The 22,372-nt window shown below is 68.3% G+C and carries 19 protein-coding genes and 1 pseudogene; 11 read left to right on the top strand and 9 right to left on the bottom strand.

Going from position 1 to position 22,372, the window contains the following annotated elements:
• Positions 1-210: 210 nt before the first annotated feature.
• On the bottom strand, positions 211-681 hold the full coding sequence (locus tag ACFU5K_RS24825) for a MarR family winged helix-turn-helix transcriptional regulator (RefSeq protein WP_384065407.1): 471 nt from the start codon (positions 679-681) through the stop codon (positions 211-213).
• Between the two features lie 111 nt (positions 682-792).
• Here ACFU5K_RS24825 and ACFU5K_RS24820 point away from each other — a divergent pair, with 111 nt between their 5' ends.
• The 3 genes from ACFU5K_RS24820 to ACFU5K_RS24810 are packed head-to-tail and all read left to right on the top strand — an operon-like array spanning position 793 to position 3,596.
• Positions 793-1,845 (top strand): LLM class flavin-dependent oxidoreductase, encoded by a 1,053-nt coding sequence (locus tag ACFU5K_RS24820; RefSeq protein ID WP_384065405.1) that lies wholly within the window; start codon positions 793-795, stop codon positions 1,843-1,845.
• Positions 1,838-2,869: an LLM class flavin-dependent oxidoreductase gene (locus tag ACFU5K_RS24815; RefSeq protein ID WP_384065403.1), complete on the top strand. Its 1,032-nt coding sequence runs from the start codon at positions 1,838-1,840 to the stop codon at positions 2,867-2,869. Before ACFU5K_RS24820 ends, ACFU5K_RS24815 begins: the two co-directional genes overlap by 8 nt.
• 19 nt (positions 2,870-2,888) lie before the next feature.
• Positions 2,889-3,596, top strand: coding sequence for an NADPH-dependent F420 reductase (locus tag ACFU5K_RS24810; protein WP_384065401.1), 708 nt, complete (start codon positions 2,889-2,891; stop codon positions 3,594-3,596).
• Between the two features lie 226 nt (positions 3,597-3,822).
• Here ACFU5K_RS24810 and ACFU5K_RS24805 read toward each other — a convergent pair whose 3' ends face one another.
• Positions 3,823-5,115: an MFS transporter gene (locus ACFU5K_RS24805; RefSeq protein WP_384065400.1), complete on the bottom strand. Its 1,293-nt coding sequence runs from the start codon at positions 5,113-5,115 to the stop codon at positions 3,823-3,825.
• On the bottom strand, positions 5,112-5,720 hold the full coding sequence (locus tag ACFU5K_RS24800) for an ArsR/SmtB family transcription factor (protein ID WP_384065398.1): 609 nt from the start codon (positions 5,718-5,720) through the stop codon (positions 5,112-5,114). Before ACFU5K_RS24800 ends, ACFU5K_RS24805 begins: the two co-directional genes overlap by 4 nt.
• 349 nt (positions 5,721-6,069) lie before the next feature.
• Between ACFU5K_RS24800 and ACFU5K_RS24795 the strand changes: the two genes are divergently transcribed.
• On the top strand, positions 6,070-6,645 hold the full coding sequence (locus ACFU5K_RS24795) for a cupin domain-containing protein (protein WP_384065396.1): 576 nt from the start codon (positions 6,070-6,072) through the stop codon (positions 6,643-6,645).
• A gap of 326 nt (positions 6,646-6,971) precedes the next feature.
• On the top strand, positions 6,972-7,406 hold the full coding sequence (locus ACFU5K_RS24790; RefSeq protein ID WP_384065394.1) for a VOC family protein: 435 nt from the start codon (positions 6,972-6,974) through the stop codon (positions 7,404-7,406).
• Between the two features lie 291 nt (positions 7,407-7,697).
• Here ACFU5K_RS24790 and ACFU5K_RS24785 read toward each other — a convergent pair.
• Positions 7,698-8,762 (bottom strand): annotated as a pseudogene (locus ACFU5K_RS24785) (NAD(P)/FAD-dependent oxidoreductase); the annotation flags it as partial.
• Positions 8,763-9,398: 636 nt separating this feature from the next.
• Here ACFU5K_RS24785 and ACFU5K_RS24780 point away from each other — a divergent pair.
• Entirely contained in the window at positions 9,399-10,043 is a 645-nt protein-coding gene (locus ACFU5K_RS24780; protein WP_384065392.1) for a DsbA family oxidoreductase, read from the top strand.
• Between the two features lie 91 nt (positions 10,044-10,134).
• Here the strand turns inward: ACFU5K_RS24780 and ACFU5K_RS24775 are convergent, their stop codons facing one another.
• From ACFU5K_RS24775 to ACFU5K_RS24760, 4 genes are all read right to left on the bottom strand, one after another.
• Positions 10,135-12,270: a BTAD domain-containing putative transcriptional regulator gene (locus ACFU5K_RS24775; RefSeq protein WP_384065390.1), complete on the bottom strand. Its 2,136-nt coding sequence runs from the start codon at positions 12,268-12,270 to the stop codon at positions 10,135-10,137.
• 229 nt (positions 12,271-12,499) lie between these two features.
• On the bottom strand, positions 12,500-13,564 hold the full coding sequence (locus ACFU5K_RS24770; RefSeq protein ID WP_384065388.1) for an LLM class flavin-dependent oxidoreductase: 1,065 nt from the start codon (positions 13,562-13,564) through the stop codon (positions 12,500-12,502).
• Between the two features lie 162 nt (positions 13,565-13,726).
• Complete coding sequence (locus ACFU5K_RS24765; RefSeq protein ID WP_384065387.1) at positions 13,727-14,533, bottom strand: MBL fold metallo-hydrolase; 807 nt, start codon at positions 14,531-14,533, stop codon at positions 13,727-13,729.
• 287 nt (positions 14,534-14,820) lie between these two features.
• The gene (locus tag ACFU5K_RS24760) at positions 14,821-15,837 is read right to left on the bottom strand and encodes an alcohol dehydrogenase catalytic domain-containing protein (RefSeq protein WP_384065385.1); all 1,017 of its coding nucleotides are present in this window, start codon (positions 15,835-15,837) and stop codon (positions 14,821-14,823) included.
• Positions 15,838-16,239: 402 nt separating this feature from the next.
• Between ACFU5K_RS24760 and ACFU5K_RS24755 the strand changes: the two genes are divergently transcribed.
• The 4 genes from ACFU5K_RS24755 to ACFU5K_RS24740 all read left to right on the top strand — a co-directional run bounded on the left by ACFU5K_RS24755 (position 16,240) and on the right by ACFU5K_RS24740 (position 18,886).
• Entirely contained in the window at positions 16,240-16,899 is a 660-nt protein-coding gene (locus ACFU5K_RS24755; protein WP_384065383.1) for a TetR family transcriptional regulator C-terminal domain-containing protein, read from the top strand.
• Positions 16,900-17,249: 350 nt separating this feature from the next.
• The gene (gene wrbA, locus ACFU5K_RS24750; protein ID WP_384065381.1) at positions 17,250-17,861 is read left to right on the top strand and encodes an NAD(P)H:quinone oxidoreductase; all 612 of its coding nucleotides are present in this window, start codon (positions 17,250-17,252) and stop codon (positions 17,859-17,861) included.
• Positions 17,862-18,131: 270 nt separating this feature from the next.
• Positions 18,132-18,425 carry a muconolactone Delta-isomerase family protein gene (locus ACFU5K_RS24745; RefSeq protein WP_384065379.1) on the top strand — a complete coding sequence of 98 codons (294 nt, stop codon included), beginning with the start codon at positions 18,132-18,134 and terminating at the stop codon, positions 18,423-18,425.
• 89 nt (positions 18,426-18,514) lie between these two features.
• Positions 18,515-18,886: an SgcJ/EcaC family oxidoreductase gene (locus ACFU5K_RS24740; RefSeq protein ID WP_384065377.1), complete on the top strand. Its 372-nt coding sequence runs from the start codon at positions 18,515-18,517 to the stop codon at positions 18,884-18,886.
• A 407-nt stretch (positions 18,887-19,293) separates the two neighbouring features.
• On the opposite strand, the gene ACFU5K_RS24735 is transcribed toward ACFU5K_RS24740, so the two are convergent.
• A complete protein-coding gene (locus tag ACFU5K_RS24735; RefSeq protein WP_384065374.1) occupies positions 19,294-20,358 on the bottom strand; it encodes an alpha/beta fold hydrolase in 1,065 nt (354 codons plus the stop codon).
• A gap of 637 nt (positions 20,359-20,995) precedes the next feature.
• On the opposite strand from ACFU5K_RS24735, the gene ACFU5K_RS24730 reads away from it, so the two are divergent.
• Positions 20,996-22,135, top strand: coding sequence for a YbfB/YjiJ family MFS transporter (locus ACFU5K_RS24730; RefSeq protein WP_384065425.1), 1,140 nt, complete (start codon positions 20,996-20,998; stop codon positions 22,133-22,135).
• Positions 22,136-22,372 lie beyond the last annotated feature (237 nt).

The following is a 22,372-nucleotide window of genomic DNA, read 5'->3' as shown; positions in this document are numbered from 1 at the left end:
TCCGCGCCTCTTGTGAACGGAGACGACTGTGCCGCCCATTGCGAGCTCTGGCTCGCGGACGGAAGTCCGTGCCTGCGTGGCGTGGTTTCCCACGGCCGATCACCCCATTTGGTTGATGCGTGAACGATACGCTATTTGCTTGACGAGACAAATACATTCCCCTGTGTCGCCGCGCGCCCGTGCCGTGCGGCCGTCGTGACCCTGTTCGGCTCAGAGGTTCTGTGCCGCAGCGAGGTGGGCGCGCAGCGTTGCGGTGACGCTCCTGACTGCTGCGGTCTGCTCGGGTGAGAGCGGGGCGATGAACAGCTCCCGGACGGCCAGCAGGTGGGGGAGTGAGGCCCGGCGCAGGGCTCGCTCGCCCTCTTCGGTGAGTACGACCTCGGCGCCCCGGCTGTCGGCGACGCACTCGTCACGCCAGATGAGCCCCCGGCTCTCCATGCGGCGGAGGTGATGGGAGAGCCGACTGCGTTCCCAGCGAATGGCGGCGGCGAGATCCGACGAGCGCAGTCGGCGGCCATGCTCCTCGCTCAGTGTCAGCAGTACCGAGTGGTCGCCCGGAGACAGCGTGGAATCCCTCTGCAGTCGCGACGCGAGCTCGGATCGCAGCGCTTCAGCGGTTTCGATGTAGTCCCGCCAGATCCGCAGTTCGTCGACGGTGGGGTACGTCCTGCTCTGCGTCACTGCGAGCCACCTCTCTAGTTGACGTGTCAATCATATGGTGCATACTTGCGGTGTCAATTAAATTCCGTTCCGGGTGAACAGACCCGCCCGACCCCCGCAGAGGAGGAGATCATGACGGTCAGTACCTTCGAGTTCGGACTCAACTCGTTCGGGGATGTGGCAACGGACGCCGGCGATCGTGTTCTCGAGGACGCCGAGACCGTACGACTCCTCGTCAAGGAGGCCAAGCTCGCCGAGGCCTCGGGAGTGGACGTCTTCAGCCTCGGGGAGCACTACAGGCCGGGGCACGTGGACAGCGCCACACCTGTACTGCTCTCTGCCATGGCCGCGGCAACCGAACGCATACGTCTCGGAACGTCTGTGACGGTTCTGAGCACCAACGATCCTGTCCGGCTCTACCACGACTTCTCCACGCTCGACGCCGTGTCGGACGGCCGTGCACAGCTCGTGCTCGGCCGCGCCTCCGCAACGGAATCGTTCCCCTTGTTCGGTTACGACCTCGCCGACTACGAGCAGCTCTTCGAGGAGAAGCTCGAACTCTTCATGCGGCTGCAGAACGAGGAAGCCGTGACGTGGCGAGGCGCCACGCGCGCCCCCCTCGACAAGCAGCTGCTCCGCCCCCGGATGCGCACCGGTGGCATTCCCACCTGGATCGGGGTGGGCGGCAGTCCCCATTCCGCCGTCCGGGCCGGCCGCTACGGCCTGCCCCTGATGCTGGCCGTCGTCGGCGGACGCCCCCAGCGTTTCGCCGGTCTTGTCGACCTCTTCCAGAAGACGCTCCAGCAGGCGGGCCACGCCCCGCAACCGGTCGGTCAGCACTCACTGGGACTCATCGCCGACACCGACGAGGAGGCGGCCGAAGCCTGGTGGCAGTACTGGGGACCGGTCTCGAAGGCACTCGCGGAGGAGCGCGGCTTCTACAAGCCGACCCGTGAGCGTTACGAGGTCGAGAGGGAGAGCGGCGCGCTCTTCGTCGGCTCTCCCGACACCGTCGCCCGAAAGATCGCCAGGGTGGCCCGCGACCTGCACCTGAGCCGCTTCGACCTCAAATACGACATCATGCACCTGCCGCTCCAGGCCCGCGCTCGCACGATCGAGCTGCTGGGACAGGAAGTGGCCCCACGTGTGCGTGCAATTCTCAACAAGGAGTCCGCACATGTCTGATCTTGTTCTCGGCCTGGACACGTTCGGCGATCTGCCCGACGACGACCACGGCGTGCCCGTCTCGCACGCGAGATCGATCCGCCAGACCGTCGAAGAAGCCGTCCTGGCGGACGACATCGGCGTCGACGTCCTCGCACTGGGTGAGCACCACCGCCCCGAGTACTCGGTGTCGACGCCGGAGACGGTCCTCGCCGGAATCGCGACCCGCACCAAGCGCATCCGTCTGTCCTCCGGCGTGACCGTCCTGAGCTCCGACGACCCGGTCCGGGTGTTCCAGCGCTTCGCGACGGTCGACGCGCTCTCCGACGGGCGGGCCGAGGTCATCCTCGGCCGGGGCTCCTTCACCGAGTCCTTCCCTCTGTTCGGCTATGACCTCGCCGACTACGACGTGCTCTTCGAAGAGAAGCTCGACCTCTTCGTGCGGCTGCTCCAGGAGAAGCCCGTCACGTGGCAGGGCACCGTCCGAGAGCCCCTGGACAACGCGGAGGTGTTCCCTCCGACCGAGTCCGGCCACCTGCCCACCTGGGTCGGAGTCGGCGGTTCACCCCAGTCGGTCGTCCGCACCGCACGGCACGGGCTTCCCCTGATGCTCGCCATCATCGGCGGATCCTTCGAGCGCTTCGGCCCCTACATCGACCTGTACGAGCGAGCGGCGGCGCAGTTCGGCACCACCGCGCATCCGGTCGGGATGCACTCGCCCGGGTTCGTGGCCGACACCGACGAAGAGGCCCGAGAGGTGCACTGGCCCGGCTACCGCGCCATCCGTGACCGCATCGGCGCACTCCGAGGCTGGCCCCCGCTGCGCCGCGAGGAGTACGAGGCGGAGATCGAGCACGGCTCCTTGTACATCGGCTCGCCGGAGACGGTCGCGCGAAAGATCGCCCACGCGGTCCGCGGCCTCGGGGTCGGCAGGTTCGACCTCATCTACACCGCCGGTCCCCAGCCGATCAGTGCCCGTCTCCGCGCGGTCGAGCTCTACGGCACCAAGGTCATCCCCATGGTCCGCGACATCCTCGCCGGCTGAATTCGAGACAGGAGACGTCATGGACATCGAAAGCGTCCGCACCATCGGCATCCTCGGCGCCGGAAAAGTGGGAACCGTCCTGGCCAGGCTGGCCCTTGCCGCCGGATACCGGGTTCTTGTCGCAGGATCGGGGTCACCCGACGACATCGCTCTGACGGTCGAGGTCCTGGCCACAGGTGCGGTCGCCGTCACCGCAGCGGAGGCCGCAGCGGAGGCGGACGTCGCGGTCCTTGCGCTTCCTCTCGGTAAGTACAAGAGCATTCCCGTCGAGGCCTTGAGGGGCAAACTGGTCATCGACTCGATGAACTACTGGTGGGAAGTCGACGGCGTGCGAGAGGACTTCACCGGGCCCGGCGTTTCGACCAGTGAGATCGTCCAGGAGTTCCTGCCGCACTCCCGTGTGGTCAAGGCGTTCAATCACATGGGCTACCACGACCTCGAGTCCGAGGCCCGGCCCGCCGGTGAGCCTGGGCGCAAAGCGATCGCCGTCGCGGGTGACGACCTCGACGACAGGGCCGTCGCCGCTCTGATCGTGGACAACCTGGGCTTCGAACCGGTTGCCGCCGGTTCCCTTGCCGACGGCATTCGCCTGCAACCGGGAACCGAGGCCTTCGGAGCCAACGTCAGTGCCGAAGAACTGCGTTCCATGCTTGACCGCTTCTCCACTCCGGAGCACGGGAAGGCAGGGCTCGGCGACGCCAAGTCCGCTGCCTCTGTGGGCAACTGACGCCACGCGGCGCGACCTCCTGCCTAAGAACCCCGATCGTCGTGGCGAGTGCGGCGGTGCCTGGCCCGGTTGCGCAGGGAAACCCGGGCGCTCGTGGCGCAGGCAGCCGTGGCGATGCCACTGCTTGGCTTCTCGATGCGTTCGGGTTCTCGATGAGTCCCTCGTCGTGAACGGGCGCCGGCGTCTGTGGGCCGTAGGAGGTGGGGGCTCCGGGGCGGGCACGGGATCAGCCTGCCGTGTCCGCAGTCGTGCCGGCAGCCGTCTCGGGCGCGAGGGAGCGGATGTGAGGTATCGGTGAGGGCAGGAGCCAGAGCAGGGACATGACTCCGCCGAGTGCGGCGACGAAGAGAGTGGCCCTCAGCCCGATACCGGTGGCCAGGAGGCCGCCGGCGACCGCGCCGACAGGCCGTATCCCGTAATTGATCGTGCTGAAGGCGCCGGCTATGCGGCTACGCAGGCCGTCGGGGATCACGGTGGTCTGAAGGGCGTTGAGGTTGACGTCGAACAGCATGACACCGACGCCGGAAAGAAACTCGGACGCGGCCAAGGCTCCGGCGCGGAGCCACAAGGGACCGCCCGCGGCCGCCGCGACGGCGACCGGCGCGGGGAAGATCACCGCGCCCAGAGCGATGCTGCGCCCGACGCCTATCCGTCGCGACACCCTCGGAGCCAGCAGGGCACCGAGGAGGGAGCCCGTGGCGCCGATGCCGAACGCGAAACCGATGACGCCCGCGGACAGTCCGAGGTTCCGGCTCGCGAACAGCACGACCAGCCCACTGCCCGCGAGGAAGGTGAAGAAGTTGACGGTCGCCGCGCATCCCAGGCAGGCCCGCAGTACCGGGTGACGGACGACGAGCACCAGTCCCTCCCTCGCGCGCCGCAGAAGAGGGGGTGCCGCTCCGCCGGTTTCCGCCGGCGGCTCGTCGACCGCCACGCGACCGATCAGGAGGGCCGAGACGAGGAAGGTAATTGCGTCGACGACGAGGGTGACGGGAGCGGTGAGGATCTGGATCAGAGCGCCGCCGATGGCCGGGCCGGCGACGTACGACACGGATCGGCTGGCGCTGATTTTACTGTTGGCGTCGACGTAGGACGCGCGTGGTACGAGGCTCACGAAGAACGGCGGATAAGACGTGTTGAACAGTACGCCCGCCGCACCCGTGAGCCACGCGACGGCATACAGCTGACCGAGCGTCACCACCCCCCACACGTATGCCGCGGGGATGCTCAGCAGTGTGGCTGCGCGTAGCAGGTCGGCAATGATCATCAGACGGCGTTTGCGGGCCCGGTGGTCGACCCAGGCACCCAGAAAGACCGCGAGCAGGTTCGGGGCCCAGACGAGTGCGGTCAGCCACGCGACCTGATTGGCTGAAGTGTTCAGGGCGCTGACGGCGATCAGGGGCAGGGCCAGTTCGGTGATCCGGTCGCCGAACTGCGAGACCGTGTTACCGGCCCAGAAGCGGCGGAACCGTTGGTCCCGCCACAGCGATATCGCAGAGGCCGACCCTGAACCCTTCACGAGGCCTGCCCGCCCTGCTCCCTCGTACCCTCGGGCAGGACATAGCGCAGCAGCTGGACGCCACGGGCGTCGGGCTGCCGCTCGGCCGGGGGGCGGGTGACGTACGGCGCGAGGACGCGCTCGATCCCGTCCTCGATGGCGGCGAGTTCCTCGGCGGACACGACGAGGCGGGTGGTGGCCAGCCCGGCGAGCTCGCGCCACGCCGGATCCAGTTCCGGCTCCACCTCGGCGGCCCACCGGTTCGGCAGGTCTGCGTGACGCTGGAACATCTGCTGCGACAGCACCCGCGCGGCTGACCGGCCCTCCTCATCCGCCGGGTCCTGCGGAGCCTTGAACCGGAAGCCGCGTGCCACCGCCTCCCACCTCCGTTGACGGCGGTCCGAGCCGGGCTCGCTGTCGCGGACCAGCCCGAAGCCGGCCAGGTGCCGTAGGTGCCAGCTGGTCACCGACGGCGTCGCTCCCACGTCGGGCGCGAGCTGTGTCGCGGTCGCAGGTCCGTGTCTTCCCAGCTGGTCAAGGATTGCCAGCCGTACCGGATGCGCCAACGCCCGCATCGCTTGCGGATCGCTGATCTCGAAATCGCCCAGGCGATTGTGGGAGTCCATGACGTGAGAGTGTCCTCTTGCAATATGTGAGAGTCAAGTCTCATATCGCTCGGGCGGGTTGGCCGGTGCTGCGCCCGTGGGTGCGTGGAGCGGGTGACTTCGCGCCAGGCGCACGACCCCGGACTCGTCCCGCCGCGGGCAGTGGGCGGAGGTCAACGCCTTCGCCCGACGGTTCTCGTGCTGACAGGGGAGCGGCGCGAGCGACCAGGGAGCGAGACATATTTGCTTGCGTCGGCAACTACGTGTTTCATTGTCCCGGAACAGAAACGCGGCACCGGGGATGGGGCATCGCCCGGTCGGCGAGTGGCCAGCAGGCCGGAACCTGCATCCGGGGGCGGTGCGACGCCTGGTGCCAACTGTCAGCTGCCAACTGGCGGCTGCCAACTGTCAATCGGAGTTGAAGATCATGAGTTTCTCACTGACAGACGTGGATGCCGACGATCCGATCTGGACCAAGCGCGGTGCGGTCTATGTGCCGTCAGGCCGCGGTCCGACGGTGTGGGGTGCCAATGACGTCTACACCGTCAAGATCACTGGTGAGCAGACCAAGGGACGGCTTGGGTTCATCGAGGCGACTGTTCCCGCGGGTGGCGGCCCCGACCCTCACGCCCACACGCGGGAGGACGAGTCGTTCTACCTGATCGACGGTGAGCTCGAGTTCGTCGACGGTGACCACACCTTCACCGCAGTCGCGGGAGATTTCATCTACGTGCCCGAGGGAATCCGTCACGGCTTCAAGAACCGGGGCAACCACGCGGCGAAGCTGCTGTTCATGTACACGCCTGCTGGTCTGGAACAGCTCATGCTCGACCACAGCACACCGGTCCGCCCGGGGGAGACGCCGCCCCCGACCGACGATGAGATGACCGCCCGGGCGGTTCAGGTGATCCGGGAGTCGGAAACCATCTGGCTGTCGCAGTCCTGACTGGTCATCAGGAAGGGAATTGACTCCTCGGCTGCGGACGAATCGCGACGGCACGGTTCGCCGAAGTGCGCACACCCGCCCCCGCCGCGACAGCCGGACGTGCTGCGCGGCGGGTCGGTCATTTCGCGAGCCCGGTCTGCACGTTGACGTCCCGGCGGGTGCGGAGTCGTCCGTCTGGAGCGCGGACGGGACGAGTTGTGCGTGCCGCCCGGCGCAGAGGATCTGCGGGGTGCGGGAGGACGGCAGCCGACAGAGGTCGTTTCCGTCGACAGCATGTGGCTTCAAACCGGGAGACGGAGCAACAGGGCCTCTGCTACGGTGCGTCGATGTCACCGATCAGGCAGGTCCAGGTCACCTTCGACTGTGCAGAACCCGCCGGCCTCGCCGGGTTCTGGTGTGAGGTGCTGGGGTACGTCGTACCGCCGATCCCGAAGGGGTTCGCCAGTTGGGAGAACTACCACCACTCGCTGCCGCCCGAGGATCAGGTCATCTACTTCGCATGCAGCGATCCCTCGGGTGCGGGCCCGCGCCTGCTCTTCCAGCGTGTGCCCGAAGGGAAGATCGTCAAGAACCGGGTGCATCTCGACGTGCGCGCCGGCACCGGACTCGTGGGTGAAGAACGCCTTGCCGCGCTGGAAGCCGAATGCGCACGACTGGTCGCGCTCGGTGCGGTACACGTGCGAACGCTGCTTGCCGATGACGACAACGAGTCGTGCATCCTGATGCAGGACATCGAAGGAAACGAGTTCTGCCTCGACTGAGCGCCTTGGCGACGGCAACGCGTCCGCGATGACCGTGGGGCCGACAGCGGCCATCGCGCGCCGGACGGGTCCCACGCCTTGGGGTCGTGGTGGTTGCCGGGCGTCAGCCGACGGCGATGGCGAGTCGGGCGGTGGCCTCCCCGTAAGGACGTGAAGGGCGACGGCCGCTGGGCAGGAGTCCTCGCGCGAGGACGGGGCCTGGCGTACCGCTCCTGACCGGTCGGCAGGTCGTGGTCGTCCGACGGCCGGGGGCTGTTCGGGCCGCGAAGACGCCCTGTGCCGCCCTGTGTGCTACGCCTCGGTGCGGCCCAGCAGCTTCTGCATGGCGGGCACCGCCAGAGTCCTGCTCTTCAGCGCGGCCGTCGCCCGGTTGCCGAGCACGAGGGCGTCGCGTCCGAGCGTCGGCAGCAGCGTGGTGCCGCCCTCGGACCCGAAGGGTACGGAGAAGATGCGCATCGGCGCCGGTTTGTAAGGGCGCGGACTGCCCCCGTGCTTGCTGTTGTCCAGGTACGTGCGGATGTTGTGAGCGGCCGCCTCGCCCTGCGCGATGGCGGAGGGGCTGAGTTTTGCCTCAGAGACGTTGTTGACGTCACCGATCGCGAAGACGTCCCGCTGTCCCAGCACCCGCAGGTGCGTGTCCACCGCGATGTGGCCGCTCTCGTCGAGCCATGCTCCCAGGCCCGCGAGCCGGAGCCACAGGGTGTTGGGGGTGGTACCCGTCGTCCAGAACACCACATCGGCGCCGAAAGGGGTGCCGGTCTGGTCACGCAACTGCATGCCGACGCCACCGGCGGAAGAGACTACGGTGTCGAGCAGGACCCTCACGTCGTGCTGCTCCAGCCAGGACTTCGCTCGCCGGCCCATCCGGCCGGTGCCGTGGTTCGAGAGCAGTCTGGGGCCGGAGTGTGCGAGGGTCACGGTGGCACCGGGGTTGGCCTTGCGCAGTTCCGCCGTCAGTTCCACCCCCGAGGGGCCACCCCCGATGACCAGCATGCTGCGCGCCTCCGCGGCGCGGCGCTGGTGGTTCCGGAAGGAGAACGCCGCCTCCTCGACGGTGTGTCCCGTGAAGCGTGCGGGCTCCTGGTAGTCGGCGCCGGTCGCGAGCACCAGTACGTCGTACGGCACTCGGTGCCCCGTCGCGAGAACCACCTGACGCTCCGCCGTCGCTATGCCAACGGCCTTGTTCCGTACGACACGGCCGTTGGCCAGGAGGGAGTCGTACGGAATGAAGGGGGCGTACGTCCAGTTCTCGTCGGTGCTTGCCCGCAGTGAGGCGACGCGGTGGAAGAACGCGTCCTTGAGGTCGATCAACGTGACGTCGACGTCAGCGTCCAGCTGGCGGGCCAGGCGTATTCCGGCATACCCCCCCGCCGATGATGACGGCCCGTCGCGTGGTCGTGCCCATGGCCATGATCAACTCACTTCTTTCCACTGGTGCTGGCTGCTCGTGATCAGAGATGCGGTGCCACTCGTGTGCGGAGGGCGCCCCTCATTGCACGCCTGACGAGGGCTTTTTGGTTCAAGGGTCGGGTCCTGGCAGCTCCGAACCCGCACGATGTGTAAGAAAAGCGTAGATTTCGTGTGTGTGGGGCGCACAATAGGCACGCCTCAAGCGGGGCCGCCGGTGCGCCGCGTGCGGGGTGCTCCGTGGTCTCGCCCGCTGCCTGGGCCCGTCGACGCACCGCCCGCCGCAGGATGCCGCTCGTTGCGGGCTCTCGGTCGTTGACGGAGGAGCTCTCCGGACTGCGGCGTCGACGCACTCCCGGCGTGACGCGACCGCGCTGGGCGGATACCCGCGGAATGCTTCCGGAATGGGAGCGGGGTGTCGAGCGTTCACAGACAAGACGGCCGGTCGTCTATTGTTCTGGACGTAGGTCGCCGACAAGAGCCGGCCGTACAGCAGGCGTCACTCGTCGCGCTCAGGCGACCGGGCGCCTCACCAGCAGCGGATTCCGCAGGGACCGCAGCCCTCGAAGACCAGGAGATCAAATCATGCGTGTCGAAATGTGGACCGATGTCGCCTGCCCGTGGTGCTACGTCGGCCGGGAGCACTTCAACAAGGGGCTCGCCGACTTCGCACATCGTGACCGGGTAGAGGTGGTGCACCGGTCGTTCGAGCTCAACCCGCGGGCTGAGAACGGCACCGTGCCGATCATCGACGCGGTCGCGGCACAGTACGGGCGTACCCACAAGCAGCAGGTCGACCGGGAGCACCAGGCGGCCGCCATGGCGAACGCGGTGGGCCTGGAGTTCCGCATCGGCGGACGCGTCTTCGGGAACACCTTCGACCTGCACCGCCTCGGTCACTACGCCAGGACCCGTGGTCTGCAGGGCAAGTTCCTGGATCTCGCGTTCAGGGCCAACTTCGCGGAGGAGCGCTCCGTCTACGACCACGAGACCGTGGTGGATCTGGCCGTCGAGGCGGGACTGGACGAGTCCGAGGTGCGGGAGGTGCTCGCCGACCCCAAGCGGTTCGCCGATGAGGTGCGAGCCGATGAGCGACGCGCCACAGAGGTGGGTGTGAGTGGCGTGCCCTTCTTCGTTCTCGGCGGACGTTACGGCGTCAACGGTGTCCAGTCGCCCGCGTCCTTCACCCGCGCCCTGGAGCAGGCGTGGGCGGACCAGCCGGCGGCTTAGCGGTATCGGGGCCGGTCGTCGGCCGGGCTCGCCGGAGCGTACCTGCTCCGCTCCGGCCCCGGCCGCCACCCGGTGCGATCGTCGCCGAGCGTCACCCGAGGTTCGGGCGGAGAGCCATCTCCATCGTCGAGGTGAGCTGCCTCTGGAACGCTCCTGCCCGGGGATAGTGTTCCAGGGCGCGGACGAGCGCAGGCAGCAGGTGACGCTGGGCGCTCACCCATTCCGCCGCGTCGGCGCGTCCCCGGAATTCTTGGGGGTGGACGCCCGGACGAGGTGGCGGCAGGATCAGCGTCCTGCGGTGCGGTGCCAGCAGGGCGGTCGCGGCGTCGGCGCTGTACACGTAGTGCTCGAACATTCTGGCGCGGGTCTCGGAACGGGTGGTGCTCGCGTCCAGCGCCGAGCTCAGGTCGTCCGCGAAGGCGCGCAGCAGTTCGTGGCAGGTGTAGCGCCCCGGGGCATGTTCGACGAGCAGATGGTGGTCGGCCAGTTCGGCCAGGTTCTTGCGTGTGACGAGCAAGTCGGTGTCTGCGAGGCTGGCGGCTGCCCTGAGAGTGATCTCGCGTGAGGGGTGCTGACTCAGTGCTCGGAACAGATGCGCCCCACCCACGCTTAGCTCCTCGTACGAGCGCTGGAACACACTTCGGGCATCCGTCCGGGAGTCGCCGCTGAACAAGGCGACAAGCCCGTCGCGTAGTTCGGCCGCAAGCGTGGTGAGGGAGGGCCGAGGTCCCGTGAGCGCGCGGGTCCCGACCACGGCCAGCGCCAACGGCAGCCCCCCGCACAGTTCGACGATCTCGTCGGCGGGAGCCCGCTCGGCCCTGATCCGGGCGGCGCCGAGGCGGCGCTCGAGCAGTTGCATGCTTTCCCGCGGAGGCATGGGGTCGAGACTGAGAAGCTCGGCGTAGTGAGTGACGGCGAGCCCATCCAGCTTTCTGCGGCTGGTGACCACAGCAAGGGAGCCCGGGGTCGTCGGCAGCAGAAGCCGCACCTGCTCGCAGTTCGCCGCGTCGTCCAGGACCAGGAGCAGACGGCGGCCCGCCAGCGCACTTCGGTAGACGGAGCCGAGCGCGGCGGCATCCAGGTCACCCCCGCCCCGCCCGACCCCCAGCGCGTCCAGTACCGCGGTCATGGCCTGTGCCGAGTCCAGGCGGTGCCCGTCGGGATGGTGCCCCCGCAGATCCACGTAGATCTGTCCGTCCGGAAAGCGGTCTGCGGCCAGGTGAGCACAGCGCACGGCCAACGTCGTCTTTCCCACTCCGGCCATTCCGCAGATCGCGACGGCTGCCGCCGGTGCCTCGCTCCCGGAGCCCTTCGGTACGAGGTCCAGAATCCGGTCGGACACCTCATGGCGGCCCACGAAAGCGGTGGGGTTCGCGGGCAGATGCGGTGGAACCTGCGGTGGCTTCGCCCGTTGAGCTCGCTCTTTCGTGCGCTGAGCACATCCGTGCTGCAGGAAGTGCCGCCTCGCGGCGCGCAGAGCGGGGCCGGGCTCGACGCCCAGTTCATCGGCGAGTGTGCGGCGGATGCCCTCGAACTGTTTCAGGGCCTCGGCCTGGCGGCCGGTGGCGGCCAGGGCCGCGATGATGCGGGTGTGGATCGCTTCGTCGAACGGGTGATCCTCGACGGCGGATCGCAGGACGGACAGGACCTCCTCCGTCAACGCCGGTGCGGCGCGCAGAACGACGTCGGTCGCCTCCTTGGCCGTCGCGACGAATTCGTGCCCGACGGACGTGAATACCGGATGCCATGCCACGGGTGTGCCGTCGGCGACCACGGGACTGCGCCACAGCCGGAGAGCCTCGATGAAGTCCGTCGCGGCTTGTGCGGGATCGCCGCTCTGCGCTGCGAGCCGGGCTCGTGCACGAAGATCGCGGAAGCGCAGGAGGTCGGAGGTCGACGTGTCGGCCAGAAGGCGGTAGCCGTCGGCGGCCCGTGACAGGTGTTCCGCGTCGGTCCGGCTGCGCAGGCCAGGTTCCAGTATCCTCCGCAGTGCGCCGATGTGGCGGTGCACCACGTTCACGGCGCTGGCCGGCGGCTCGTCGTCCCACAGGACGTCCACGGCGTCGCTCAGAGAAACGGGACCGGGCGCGCGCAGCAGCAGGAGTGACAGCAACGCCAGCCGCTTGGGAGGTCCCACATCGAGCTCGCTGTCCCCGCGCATCGCCCGTACCGTGCCGAGGATGGAATAGCGCACCGTCGCGTCCCTGGTCCCGTGGCCGTCCTTCACCTGGCACCCCCTCCCGCGTCCGCGACTTGTCCACTGCCTGCCCCGGGGGCCGAGGGCGACGCGGGGACGGGCGGCCACGCATCCGTCGCCCGCCGGTGCGGCCGCCGACACACCGGTGAGAGGAACGCCGTCGCGGATCGAAGCGGCGAGCGCACCGGACTCACCGGACCCGCGCGGTCGGTCGATTCCGAGGTACAGCGATGTACCGGCGAAGGCCGAATGGCGTGCCTCACGAGGCCAGCTGCTTCCGGACCCGCGGAGCCACCTCGTTGCCGAAGAGTTCGATGGTGGTCATGCGAGCCTCGTGCGAAAGCCCCTGCATTCCGTACTTGAGGTCGAAACGACTCGCGTGGAGCTCCCGGAGGGTGGTGACGATCTTTTGCGCCACCGTCTCCGGCGAGCCGACGTAGAGGGCGCCTCCCGGACCGACATCGGCCATGAAGTGCTCGAAAGCCGGGGGGCGGAAACCCCGTTGCTGCGCCATCTCACGGACGGCCTTCTCGTAGTGGGGCCAGAATTCGTCGATCGCTTGTTCGTCGGTCTCGGCCACATGCCCGGGACTGTGCACGCCGATGGGCCGGTCCGGCATGTCGAACCGGCCGAGAGCTTCGCGGAAGAGCTGCCCGAGGGGGGCGAACCGCGACGTCGGGCCACCGATGATGGCGAGCATGAGCGGGAACCCGTAACGGGCCGCGCGCACCACGGACTGCGGATTCCCGCCTACGCCGATCCACGTCGGGATCGCGCCGTTCTCACTGTGCGGATAGACAGGCTGGTCGTCGAGCGGGGGCCGGGTTCTGCCCGTCCACGTGACGGGCTGTTCCTTGCGGAGTTCGGCGAACAGGTTCACCTTCTCCTCGAACAGGACCTCGTAGTCGGCCAGGTCGTAGCCGAACAGAGGGAACGACTCCGTGCTCGAGCCCCTGCCGAGAATGACCTCGGCGCGACCGTTCGATACCGCGTCGAGCGTCGCGTAACGCTGGTAGACCCGGACGGGGTCGTCCGAACTTATGACGGTCACGCCAGATCCGAGCCGTATACGAGAGGTCCTCGAAGCGATGGCTCCGAGGATCACGTCCGCCGCGGATATGGGCATCCAGTCGGTGTGGTGTTCGCCCACGGCGAAGTGGTCGAGCCCCGTCGTGTCCGCGAGTATTCCCTCGTCGACGAGGTTGCGGATCGACTGGCCGTGTGAGAGCGGTCGTCCCTCGGAGTCGTCGGAGACATCACCGAAGGTGTCGAGACCGAGCGTGATCGGATGCCCACCCGCAGGTGGGGGCGCCTGACTGGTCATGGGGAGGGCTCTCGTTCGAACTGACAGTGAAGGGGTACGGACCCGATGCCGGCCCGGCGGAGGCTGGATGCTGAATTACAAGCCAAGTAAAGAACAAGACTAATTGTTCTGTCAAGGAGGAGCCTGGGGGTGCCAGGTCCCTTGTGACGATGGTGGGCTGCGTCAGGAGCGCAGATTCACCCAGGTTCCGTGTGCCGCCACGCGAAGCATCGACGACAGACCGGCCTCGTCGAAGGCCAGCTCGATGTCGGACAGTCCTTCGGAGAAATGTGTCCAGCCGTCGTAGTGCGCCGGCACGACGAGCTTCGCGTCCAGGACGGCCGCGGCCGCCGCGGTCCGCCTGCTGTCCATGGAGAGAGGGCGACCGCCGAACTTGGCGGGGACTCGCGCCGCTCCCGCGTGCAGCAGCGCCGCACCGATGTCCGGAACGCGCCGGGATACTTCCACCACGGTGCGGATGGAGGCGTTGTCGCCGCTGATGTAGAGCGTCGGCAGCCCCTGGCCGGACAGGACGAATCCGGTGACCTCGCAGTTGACGAAGCCGTCGGCGTCCCGCTCGCCGTCCTCCGGGCCGTGCACCGCCGGCACCGCGAGGATGTCGAGTTCCCCACGTCCGTCCCTCCGTCGCACGGAGTGGCTGGACCACGGAGCCAGACCGATCGCAGGCGGACCGATCCGCCCGGCCGAGAGGGGGCCGGAGAGGACCAGTGGCGCGCTCCCGGCGAACGTGCGCCCGCGATCGTCGAAATTGTCGGGGTGCAGGTCATGGCTGACGAGTACCAGGTCGACGGAACCGAGGGCACCCTCGCTGACGGCCGGGCCGGTCGTCTTGGTGAGATAGCCGTGGGGGCCGGGCTCGTCGAACGTCGGATCACTGACGATGCGCAGACCTCCCATGTCGATGACGGCTGTCGGGCCTCCCAATACGGTTACCGCGCAGGTCTGCCTTGCCAGTTCGGTGGTCGTCATGTGCACCCTCACGTTCGCGCTCTCGTCTGCTTCGTGTGCGTTGTACGTCCATGATTCCCGCGCGGCAGGCGGATTGCCCGGCGAACGGGATCGCCTCGTGCCGGTCGCGCACACGATCGGCACCCTACTGCCGAGGGCGGCCGAGTGATGCGTTCGCGCGCGTCGTCGCCTCGTCCGGGCGGATGAGGCCGGCCACGCGCACGTGGCGGCCACCAGTGGCCGGTACACGTCACGAGAGGTCCGGATGTGGTGCCGGGCGGCACCTGCCGCCCGGCGCCACCGCTGTCTCAGGCTGCGGCGTCCAGCACGACGCGGAAGCGGGCCTCACCCGACAGCATGCGCTCGTAGGCTTCGGGCGCCTGGGCGAAGGGCATGACCTCGACGCTGGGGCGGATGCCATGGGCGAGGCTGAACGCGAGGTTGTCCTCGTTCTCGATGGAGGTACCGGTCAGGCTGCCGACGACCGAACGCGTACCGAAGATCAGGTCGGGGGTAGCGATGGTCAGCGGGTCGGGAGCCGCACCGACCACGACCAGCTTGCCGTTCGGGGCGAGTCCGCGGACCAGCGGGTTCATGGAGGCACCGCTGGTGGCCGTGGCGACGATGATGGACGCACCGCCCAGCTCGCTCAGTGCGGCCCCGGGGTCCGTGCTGTTGCTGTCGATGTAGACGTGGGCGCCCAGCTGCCGGGCGTAGGCTTCCTTGTCCTTCCCGCGGGCTATGGCGACGACGCGGTAGCCGAGGCTGCGTGCGTACTGCACGGCCACGTGTCCCAGCCCGCCGATGCCCTGCACCGCGACGAGGGCGCCTGCCCTCGTGGGACCCTGCTGGAGCGCGATGAAGGTGGTCAGGCCGGCACACAGCAGCGGTGCGGCGTCGATCGCCGAGATTCCCTCGGGGACACGGACCAGGCCGCTGGCGCGGGCGTAGGCCACCTCCGCGTAACCGCCGTCGACGGTGGTGCCCGTCTGCTCCTGGTTGAAGCAGTTCACGAAGTCACCGCGGCGGCACGGCTCGCACTCCCCGCACTGACCGTTCAGGAAGCCGACACCGACCCGCTCGCCGGGCTGCCAGGCGGTGACGCCGGCACCGACGGCGTCGATCACGCCGACGATCTCGTGCCCGGGAACCAGGGGCTGGGAGGGGTCGCTGCGCAGACCTTCGATGGCGAGTACGTCGGTGTGGCAGATCCCGCAGGCCTCCACACGAATGCGTACCTGTCCCGGTGCGGGGTCGACCAGCTCGCGCTCCACCAGCTGGAGGTTGTGGACGCCTGTGGCCTCGAAGGCTCGGTATGTGGACATGACTTCTCCTGGGTGTCGTTCGGCGTGCGGAAGAGGGGAGGGAAAGGCCGGTCCGGGAGCGATGGCTTCGTTGCTCATCGCGTCCGCGAGGGGGGCGGGGCTTCGGGGCAAGGTGAAGCCCGCCGACTAAAATGACCGGTCGACTTAAAACACCCTAACCCATGGCGGGCGCTTCCCGGGCGGTGAAGGTGAAGGGGTGCCGCATTGCCCGTGCTCGGCGTGGTCCGCCCGTGCGGAGCGGCGCGGCCGGCTGTGCTCTCCACGCTCTGCGGGGGCCGCGCCAGAGGAAGGGTGCGCGCGTCGGTGCGGCAGGAGCGCGCCGCGCTGGACGCCCGGAAAGAGCTCGGATCGGTAGAATATGGTCAGTCGTTTTGATATGCCGCAGCCTCAGGACTCGCTACCGTGCCTGTACTGGTCCTGCGGTGCGGAGCCGGGTGGCGCGGTGGAGTATCGCAGGGCGGCCGGCAGTCGTACGAGGAGGCGAGTGAGTTGGGGCGAGCATCGAAGCGTGAACAGATCGCGCAGGCGGCCTTTGAGCAGTTCCACGAGCGTGGCTTCAACGCCACGGGTATCAGCGACATCACCACGGCCGCTGGGGTGCCCAAGGGCTCGTTCTACAACCACTTCCCCAGTAAGGAAGCGGGTGCTCTGGAGGCTTTGAGCCGGTACGCCGCCACCTTGCGATTCGATCTGCTCACGACGCCGGGCCGGCCTCCGCTCGAGCGCCTGCGGGCGCACTTCGAGTTCCTGAGCAGGGACACCGTGGACAACGGGTTCGTCCGAGGCTGCCTGGTGGGCAACTTCGGTGCCGAGGTCGCCGACCACAACGAGGAGATCCGGACCGCGGTCGGAAACGGTTTCGCGCAGTGGGCGGCCCGGCTCGGGCAGGTGCTCGCGGAGGCGAAAGAGGCGGGTGACGTGGACGCCGACCTGGACGTGGACGCCACCGCGCTGTTCATCCTCAGCGCGTGGGAGGGGACGCTGATCGCGGCCCGTGCGGACAAGTCCGCAGCGCCCGTGGACGCGTTCTTCCACACCGTCTTCGACGTGGTTCTGCGCTAGCGCGTCCAAGGCCCACCCGGCGCGTTTCGCCCCGCGACCTACTCCTTGGGGAGCGGGTCGCAGGGCGAATCTGCTGGTGGCCAAGCGGCCACGCTCTGTGCCGGCCCTTTCTGCGGCGGCCCGGGAGAGCGGCGCGACCCGGTTGCCGCGCATTGCGGGTGGACGTGCTCCGTATCGCATGAGCAGGCCGCTCAGGCTCTCTCTTGGTGGCGCCATGAGGCCGATCGAACCAGCGTGCCGCGCGTCACGGGCCGGGCGCGATTGACGCAAGACGACCGGTCGTCTATATTCGAATCCAGGTCGAGCTGATCGGCCTTCGCCACAAACCCCCTCTGAACGGAGCAACTCCCATGGCTACCCCCGTCAAGCTCGCGGTCATCTACTACTCGTCCACCGGCACGATCACCGAGATCGCCAAGGAACTCCACGACGCCGGCGTCAAGGCCGGCGCCGAGGTCCGGCTCCAAAAGGTCGCCGAGCTGGCCCCGCAGGCGGCCATCGAGTCGAACCCGGCCTGGGCCGCCAACCACGCCGCCACCGCGCAGGTCCCCGAGGCCACCCCCGCGGACGTCGAGTGGGCCGACGCTGTCATCTTCGGTACGCCGACCCGCTTCGGTAACGTATCCGCGCAGCTGAAGCAGTTCATCGACACGCTCGGCGGTCTGTGGGCCGAAGGCAAGCTCGCCGACAAGGTCTACAGCGGCTTCGTCTCCTCCGCCACGGCTCACGCCGGGCAGGAGGGTACGCTCCTCGCGCTCTACAACTCGGTGCACCACTTCGGCGGCCTCACCGTGACGCCGGGCTTCACCCAGCCGCACAAGTTCGTGGACGGCAACCCCTACGGCACCTCGCACGTCGACGGCCAGGGCAGCAAGCCGGTCGATGACATCACCCGCACCGCCGCTGTTATCCAGGCGGAGCGCGTCATTCGGATAGCCGCCGCGATCAAGGCCGCTGCCTGATAGTCCACCTGTTGGCACCGCCCGGCGGTTCCGTGGCCCCCGAAGCACAGTTTCGGACGCGCGGGCGCCGCGTGGGCGGGGCCCGCGCGGCACCCCGTCGTCACCGGATCCGCCCCGATGCGTCACGTCGGAATGCGTCCACCTCGCAGGTCGGCGCCGTGAGGATGACGATATGTGTATCGGGCCGGGCTGATGTCCGTGGCAGCAAACGGTGTCCTCCCGGACGGGGCGCGGCAGTGCGCCCCTGGGGAGCCAAGAAAGGAAGACATCATGAAGGAATTCCTGGTCGAGCTCACCACTACGGTGCCGGAGGGCACCGACCCGGCAGAGGTCGACCGCCGTCGCGCCGTCGAGTCCACACGGGCAGCCGAGCTCGCGGCGGAAGGGCGCCTGTTTCGCCTGTGGCGTCCGGTGGGAGAACTTCGCAGCATCGGCGTTTGGCGTGCCGAGGACGAGTCGGAGTTGCGTGAGCAGGTCCTCGGAAGCCTTCCCCTGTGGCCTTGGATGAATGCGGTGATCACCCCCCTGCAGTCGCATCCCAACGATCCGGGCCACACGGTCTGAGCATCGCAGCGCGGCGCCGTCCCGCGCCGTGACGTCAACTGCGGCAAAGCCGTGGGCAGAGTGAACCTGAGCGAGATGAGGAACTCCTGATGGAGAGTGCAGAAGCACAGCGAACCGCCCTGCGCGGAGTCATGGACGGATGGAAAGCGGCCGTCGACGCCCACGAGCCGGAGAAGGTGGCCTCGTACTTCACCGAGGACGCGATCTTCCAGGGACTGCATCCTTACAGCGTCGGCCGTCCGGGTGTTGCCAAGTATTACGAATCGCAGCCCCTGGGGCTGAAAGCGGAATACAAGGTGCTCGAAACCCGGCTGCTTTCCGAGGACGTCCTGCTCGGCTATCTGAGCGTCGACTTCTCGTTCGTGGACCGGCCGACCATCACCGTCGTCCTCAGTATCGTGCTCACACGTGTCAAAGGTGAGTGGTACATCGCTCACTATCAGGTGTCCAAGAACGACTGACGAATTCGGTCCGCAGCCTTGCCGCGCGGGGCCGCAGGGACCGCGCTCGACCCCTCGCCGCGGTGGATGCTCGCCATCAGGCGACCGGTTCGCCGATCGCTGCCGCGACAAGGCGTTGGTTCATGCCGCACGGACGGCCGCCGGGTGCCCAGGGCGCGCCGAGAGGGACTGTGCCATCCACGTCGACAGGCCCCCGCCGGTTCCAGCCGGCGGGGGCCTTGTGTCGTTCGTGGATGCGTCCGGGGGACGAGACGTTCCGAAGGGGTGGGACGTGAGTCCTTGTTGTGTGTTCGTCACTGCTGATGAAACGTCGACGTGTGTGTGGTGACAGTCAACGTCGGGGCCGGCCGTGCGCACGGCACCTGCATCCAGCAGCCGGGAGGGCGCGGAAAGGCAGCCCGTCGGGGTCAGAAGCGGTCGACGTCGACGACCGCCTGGGCGAAGGCGGTGGGCGCCTCCTGCGGCAGGTTGTGGCCGATGCCGGTGAGCGTACGGTGGGCGTACCTGCCCGTGAACCGGTCGCGGTACGAGGCGCCGTCACCGGGTGCGGTGAAGGGGTCGCGCTCGGCGTCGAGGGTGATGGTGGGCACCCCGATGACGGGCCGGGTGGCAAGCTGCCTCTCGTACCGGTCGAAACGCGGCTCGCCGTCAGCCAGGCCCAGCCGCCAGCGGTAGTTGTGGATGACGATCGCGGCGTAGTCGGGGTTCTCGAACGCGGCGGCCGTGCGCTCGAACGTGGCGTCGTCGAAGTCCCAGGTGGGGGAGACGGTGTCCCACACGAGCCGGCCCATGTCGTGGCGGCCGGTGCGGTCCTCCATCGCGAGACGGCCGCGCTCCGTGGCGAAGTAGTACTGGTACCACCAGGCATGCTCCGCCTTCGGGGGCAGCGGCATCTTCTGTGCCTCGACGTTGGTGATGAGATACCCGCTCACCGAGACCAGGGCCTTGACCCTCTCCGGCCAGAGGGCCGCGACGATGTCCGCGGTGCGGGAGCCCCAGTCGAAGCCGGCCAGCAGGGCCTTCTCGATCTTGAGGGCGTCCATGAGGGCGATGATGTCAAGGGCGATCGCGGACTGCTGGGCATTGCGGAACGTACGGGAGGAGAGGAAACGGGTGGAACCGTGGCCCCGGAGGTACGGCACGATGACCCGGTAGCCCTGGTCGGCGAGCAGGGGGGCGACATCGACGAAGCTGTGGATGTCGTAGGGCCAGCCGTGGAGGCAGATGACGACGGGCCCGTGCGCGGGACCGACCTCGGCGTATCCCACGTCCAGCACTCCGGCCCGTACCTGCTTGAGCTTGGAGAAGGAGGTGTGGGTGCCGGGGGCCAGGGCGGGGACCGTCGGCGTCGCGGGTCCCGTGGGGGAAGTGGCCGAAGAAGCTGCCGAAACGCCTTGCAGACCAGTCAGCGACACCGCCGCCGCTCCCGTGCCGAGGCCCACGGCCTGGGTGAAAGTACGCCTGTTGATCATGTGACATCTCCGTCGTGCGGTTCTCAAGTGTGTGTACAGGCGCCCGTGATGGTTGTGTCCAGTCACCGTGGTGCGACTGAGCGATGACTGTTCCACAACGCAAGTCACTCGTCAAACAGGTGACGCGTCGTGTCGTCGGCCTGGCGGAAGGGGCGGGGGTAAAGCAGTCGTGACCGAGGGGAGTGTTCCCGCCGGCGAGATATGTGTCGCAAACTTGATACGTGTGCAGAGTCAATCATCTGTCTGTCGTCCGCTTGCAGGGGGGCCGGACTCTCGGCGGACGGCTATCGAGCCGACGCCCGTCGGTGACCGTCGAGCCGCATCACCACCGGTCGGCGGTCCGGGGGGCCGTGATCCTCATCCCCGTGGGGCGACTCGGCACGCGGCGTCTGCCGCGGCTCGCCGTCTGTGGGAGGTTCGAGGTCCCACCAGTGAGGATGCCGGTCCTGGTGCCTCCCGTGGCGGTGGCCGCAGACTGGTCGCCATGGGAAGTGCGCGAAACAACAACTTCACGTTGTCCGGCGTCGACTCGGGAGCTGTCGCAGGTGCCCCGCCGGGTGCGATCTCCGCTCCCGCAGGCGCCATGCGCTCACCCTGGGTGCACGTCGGGCAAGCCGCAGCGGCACTCGCCACAGGAATGGGTGTCGGCCGCTTCGTCTACACCCCCATTCTCCCGCTGATGCACGCGCAGGCCGGACTCTCGGCCGGAGCGGGAGCGAACCTGGCGACCGCGAACTACGTCGGATACCTGGCCGGGGCCCTTACCGGTACGTTTCTTCCGCGGCTCGGCCGTTCTTCGTCCGTGCTACGCGGCTGCCTGATCGCGTTGGTCGCCAGCCTGGCCGCCATGCCGCTGACCCACAGCACCGCCCTCTGGGTGCTGCTCCGCTTCGGTGCGGGAGCGTTCAGCGCGATGATCTTCGTGATCGCCGCCAGTTCCCTGTTGAGCCGCCTGCGCGACCAGCCGGCCCACCTTCCCGGCTGGGCGTTCGGTGGCGTCGGGGCCGGTATCGCACTGTCCGGCCTGCTGGTCCTTTTCCTCCGCAATGTCGGTGACTGGCGGGCCGCGTGGTGGGCCTCCGCCGCGCTGGCCGCAGTACTCACCGTCCCCGCCTGGGGTCTGCGTCCCGAACCCGTTCCTCTGACGGTCCATGCCGCTGCGGCCCAGGAAAAGAGCACAGCCGGGCCGCGAACGCACCGATGGTTCACCGCCCTGTTCGCGTCCTACACGCTGGAGGGAATCGGCTACATCATCGCGGGTACCTTCCTCGTCGCGGCGATCGAGCAGAGCTCCCCCGGCTGGATCGGCAGCGGTGCATGGGTTCTGGTCGGTCTGGCGGCCGTACCCTCCGCAGCCTTGTGGGCCTGGCTGGGGCGCCGCTGGTCCCGCCCGGACCTGTTGCTGGCCGCCCTGGCCGTGCAGGCCGTGGGCATCGCACTGCCCGCGCTGGTGGGCGGGGTCTCAGCCGCACTCATCAGCGCGGTGCTGTTCGGATCCACCTTCATCGGGGTCAGCACCCTGGCACTGGCCACGGGTACGCACCTACGGGTCCCGCGCGCCGTGGCCCTCCTGACCGCCGGGTATTCGGTCGGGCAGATCCTCGGCCCGTTGGTGGCGACCCCTCTCCTTCGCCACAGCTACCACCAGGCTCTCTTCCTGGCGGCGGTCGTCGTCATGGGAGCGGCGTTGACCGCCTTCGTTCTCCGTATCGGATTCCCGCACAACATGCCGTCGCCCACCCCTGCCGAGCATGCGGAGACAGCGCGTGGCGCATGACCGAACCTCGACCGGGACCGGAGCTGCGCGGCCTCCCTTCGGCGCAGGGCGTGACGAGGCCCGTCCGTAGCCGCTGGGGGCGGTCGGCGGAATTCGGAGTTTCGCCGACGGTTCCCGATCGCGGAGCGGTGCGTGGACCCTCAGCCCGAATCCACCGGCTTGATGCCTGTGGATAGCTTCTCCGGAAACGAGGAAGTGCCCTGTGGCCTGCGATGATGGGAGTTCTTCACGCTTCCA

Origin of the sequence: Streptomyces sp. NPDC057428, assembly GCF_042803195.1 — a bacterium.
Taxonomy (GTDB): domain Bacteria; phylum Actinomycetota; class Actinomycetes; order Streptomycetales; family Streptomycetaceae; genus Streptomyces.
The sequence above is the reverse complement of the archived record's forward strand: the minus strand, read 5'-3'. Positions and strand labels throughout refer to the sequence as shown.

Coding starts and splice junctions, on each gene's coding strand:
- ACFU5K_RS24820 (WP_384065405.1), top strand. CDS start 793: ATGACGGTCAGTACCTTCGAGTTCGGACTCAACTCGTTCGGGGATGTG.
- ACFU5K_RS24815 (WP_384065403.1), top strand. CDS start 1,838: ATGTCTGATCTTGTTCTCGGCCTGGACACGTTCGGCGATCTGCCCGAC.
- ACFU5K_RS24810 (WP_384065401.1), top strand. CDS start 2,889: ATGGACATCGAAAGCGTCCGCACCATCGGCATCCTCGGCGCCGGAAAA.
- ACFU5K_RS24800 (WP_384065398.1), bottom strand. CDS start 5,720: ATGGACTCCCACAATCGCCTGGGCGATTTCGAGATCAGCGATCCGCAA.
- ACFU5K_RS24790 (WP_384065394.1), top strand. CDS start 6,972: ATGTCACCGATCAGGCAGGTCCAGGTCACCTTCGACTGTGCAGAACCC.
- ACFU5K_RS24780 (WP_384065392.1), top strand. CDS start 9,399: ATGCGTGTCGAAATGTGGACCGATGTCGCCTGCCCGTGGTGCTACGTC.
- ACFU5K_RS24770 (WP_384065388.1), bottom strand. CDS start 13,564: ATGACCAGTCAGGCGCCCCCACCTGCGGGTGGGCATCCGATCACGCTC.
- ACFU5K_RS24765 (WP_384065387.1), bottom strand. CDS start 14,533: ATGACGACCACCGAACTGGCAAGGCAGACCTGCGCGGTAACCGTATTG.
- ACFU5K_RS24760 (WP_384065385.1), bottom strand. CDS start 15,837: ATGTCCACATACCGAGCCTTCGAGGCCACAGGCGTCCACAACCTCCAG.
- wrbA (WP_384065381.1), top strand. CDS start 17,250: ATGGCTACCCCCGTCAAGCTCGCGGTCATCTACTACTCGTCCACCGGC.
- ACFU5K_RS24745 (WP_384065379.1), top strand. CDS start 18,132: ATGAAGGAATTCCTGGTCGAGCTCACCACTACGGTGCCGGAGGGCACC.
- ACFU5K_RS24740 (WP_384065377.1), top strand. CDS start 18,515: ATGGAGAGTGCAGAAGCACAGCGAACCGCCCTGCGCGGAGTCATGGAC.
- ACFU5K_RS24735 (WP_384065374.1), bottom strand. CDS start 20,358: ATGATCAACAGGCGTACTTTCACCCAGGCCGTGGGCCTCGGCACGGGA.
- ACFU5K_RS24730 (WP_384065425.1), top strand. CDS start 20,996: ATGGGTGTCGGCCGCTTCGTCTACACCCCCATTCTCCCGCTGATGCAC.